The following is a 2,905-nucleotide window of genomic DNA, read 5'->3' on the forward strand; positions in this document are numbered from 1 at the left end:
GAACCCCTGTTACCGCCGTGAAAGGGCGGTGTCCTAGGCCTCTAGACGAATGGGACACATTTGATACGTTATACTCTGTATCGAGTGAATACTCATTGGTGTCTGTAGGCTAAACACCAGTGCTAGTTACCTATAATGAAGAACAAAACCCTAAGGATTCGAACCTCTATTACCGCCGACTTTTTATAAACCAAAGTGGGCGATGTCCTAAGCGCTATTTCTAGACGAATGGGACACATTTGATACGTTATACTCTGTATCGAGTGAATACTCATTGGTGTCTGTAGGCTAAACATCAATGCTAATTATCTACTTAAAGACTGTTAAGTAAGTGGTGGAGCTACACGGGATCGAACCGTGGACCTCTTCACTGCCAGCGAAGCGCTCTCCCAGCTGAGCTATAACCCCTCTTACTTAATGCTTTTGGATATGCTACTAGAAAAAACTAACATCATGTCTCAACTGCGAGGCGCATTCTATGCAGCATACCCAAAAGTGTCAACTCGTTTTTTAGGAATTTATTCTATCTGCTACAAATTCAATCGCTTTGGATATTCTTTGTGCAGATCTTTCTTTTCCGATTAAGAACAAGGTTAAATCTAATGCAGGAGACTGTCCTGCGCCAGTAACCGCAACGCGTAAAGGCATACCTACTTTACCCATGCCGACATCAAGTTCTGTCGCTGTCGCTTCAATAACGTTGTGAATATTCTCTACGCTCCAATCATTTAGTTCAGATAACTTTTGATTGAACAATGTTAAAGGCTCTAGTGCCACGCCACGTAAATGCTTCTTAGCTTGGGCTTCATCAAAATCAGCAAAGTCTTCATAGAAGTAACGACTTGAAGCAGCTAATTCTTTTAATGTTTTCGCACGTTCAGATAATACTGTAACAATTTCAGTTAACGCTGGACCATTACTAGTATCAATTTTCTGATCATCCATATGCCATTGTAAATGTGATGCGACATAAACAGGATCGAGAGATTTGATATAATGTTGGTTTAACCAAATGAGCTTATCAGTATTAAAAGCTGAAGCAGCCTTATTGATATCATCTAACTTAAACAGCGTTTTCAACTCGTCCATTGAAAATATTTCTTGATCGCCATGAGACCAACCTAAGCGAACAAGATAGTTTAATAGTGCTTCTGGTAGATACCCGTCATCACGGTATTGCATAACGCCCACAGCACCATGACGTTTAGATAGCTTAGCGCCATCGTCACCAAGAATCATCGACACATGTGCATATTCAGGGATCGGTGCGCCTAATGCTTTAAGGATGTTGATTTGGCGTGGCGTGTTATTGATATGATCTTCACCGCGTACAACGCAGGTAATACCCATGTCCCAGTCATCGACTACAACACAGAAATTATAGGTTGGTACGCCATCAGTACGCTTAATGATTAAATCATCAAGCATGTCGTTAGAAATTTCGATTCGACCACGAACGTGATCATCAAATATCACACTGCCTTCAATTGGGTTTTTAAAGCGAACAACAAAAGGCTCATCAGTATCACGAGGTGCAAGGTTACGACAACAACCGTCGTATTTCTGTTGCAAACCTTGCGCAGCTTGGTCTTCACGCATGCTCTCAATGCGTTCACGCGAGCAATAGCATTTGTATGCAGTGCCTTTGTCAAGCATTTGCTCAATAATTTCATTGTAACGATCAAAACGTTTAGTTTGGTAATAAGGACCTTCATCCCAAGTCAAACCTAACCAGTTCATACCGTCAAGAATGGCATCACATGCTTCTTGAGTTGAACGTTCAATATCAGTGTCTTCAATACGAAGTACAAATTCACCATTGTTAGCACGTGCGTGCAACCATGAATAAAGTGCTGTACGAGCACCACCTACATGAAGAAAACCAGTTGGACTTGGAGCAAAACGCGTCTTAGTAGTCATAATCGGACACTAACCTATTTATAAACGTCTAAAGAAGACAAACAAAAAAATGTGCCGCTATTCTAACAGTCAAACCCAGCAGTTGAAATGGCGGACTTTCAAACCTCGGGAGGTTTTTGGATTTTCTTTATTTTTGATCACAACCCCTTGTTCAACAAAGCATCAAAGCGAACAATTTTAGTCCGACTGACATTATTTTAAATAAAAAGCGTTGACAGGTTTTGCTTGCCCCCTATAATACGGCCCCACACAGCGAGGTCGATTAGCTCAGCTGGGAGAGCACCTCCCTTACAAGGAGGGGGTCACTGGTTCGAGCCCAGTATCGACCACCATATTTTTATTTATGGATTATAACTGTTAATTACATCCCAGGTCGCTTAGCTCAGCTGGGAGAGCACCTCCCTTACAAGGAGGGGGTCACTGGTTCGAGCCCAGTAGCGACCACCATATAATTAACTAAACTATTGTGTAGAGTCCCAGGTCGCTTAGCTCAGCTGGGAGAGCACCTCCCTTACAAGGAGGGGGTCACTGGTTCGAGCCCAGTAGCGACCACCATTTCTCAAATAGAGTGGTGGACTCAAAAGTAAAATATCCCAGGTCGCTTAGCTCAGCTGGGAGAGCACCTCCCTTACAAGGAGGGGGTCACTGGTTCGAGCCCAGTAGCGACCACCATATTTTACAAAAAGATTGATATTCCCAGGTCGCTTAGCTCAGCTGGGAGAGCACCTCCCTTACAAGGAGGGGGTCACTGGTTCGAGCCCAGTAGCGACCACCATATCAATTTAAGCTTACATTTACGTTTTATCCCAGGTCGCTTAGCTCAGCTGGGAGAGCACCTCCCTTACAAGGAGGGGGTCACTGGTTCGAGCCCAGTAGCGACCACCATATTTTATTCCTGTACTATTCCTCTTACATCCTGCAAAGTTTTACCAAGCAATCCAAGCAATCCAAGCAATCCAAGCAATCCAAGCAATCCAAGCAATCC

Annotated in this window: 1 protein-coding gene and 7 tRNA genes; 6 read left to right on the forward strand and 2 right to left on the reverse strand. The window is 43.4% G+C overall.

All coding sequences use genetic code 11. From position 1 onward, the window contains the following. Positions 1 to 332 precede the first annotated feature (332 nt). Positions 333 to 408, reverse strand: a tRNA-Ala gene (locus H5125_RS16125). A 102-nt stretch (positions 409 to 510) separates the two neighbouring features. Continuing rightward, positions 511 to 1,920: a glutamate--tRNA ligase gene (gltX, locus tag H5125_RS16130; RefSeq protein ID WP_182744756.1), complete on the reverse strand. Its 1,410-nt coding sequence runs from the start codon at positions 1,918 to 1,920 to the stop codon at positions 511 to 513. A 256-nt stretch (positions 1,921 to 2,176) separates the two neighbouring features. Between gltX and H5125_RS16135 the strand changes: the two genes are divergently transcribed. The 6 genes from H5125_RS16135 (at position 2,177) to H5125_RS16160 (ending at position 2,805) form a co-directional block, all read left to right on the forward strand. After that, positions 2,177 to 2,252 (forward strand) — tRNA-Val (locus H5125_RS16135). A 39-nt stretch (positions 2,253 to 2,291) separates the two neighbouring features. Then, positions 2,292 to 2,367: transfer RNA gene (locus H5125_RS16140), tRNA-Val, on the forward strand. 32 nt (positions 2,368 to 2,399) lie between these two features. Further along, a tRNA-Val gene (locus H5125_RS16145) sits at positions 2,400 to 2,475 on the forward strand. Positions 2,476 to 2,516: 41 nt separating this feature from the next. Continuing rightward, a tRNA-Val gene (locus H5125_RS16150) sits at positions 2,517 to 2,592 on the forward strand. Between the two features lie 27 nt (positions 2,593 to 2,619). Continuing rightward, positions 2,620 to 2,695 (forward strand) — tRNA-Val (locus H5125_RS16155). Positions 2,696 to 2,729: 34 nt separating this feature from the next. Further along, positions 2,730 to 2,805, forward strand: a tRNA-Val gene (locus H5125_RS16160). The last annotated feature ends 100 nt before the right edge of the window (positions 2,806 to 2,905 follow it).

The sequence above is a fragment of the Shewanella sp. SR44-4 genome (assembly GCF_014163715.1).
In the GTDB taxonomy this organism is placed as follows: Bacteria; Pseudomonadota; Gammaproteobacteria; order Enterobacterales; family Shewanellaceae; genus Shewanella.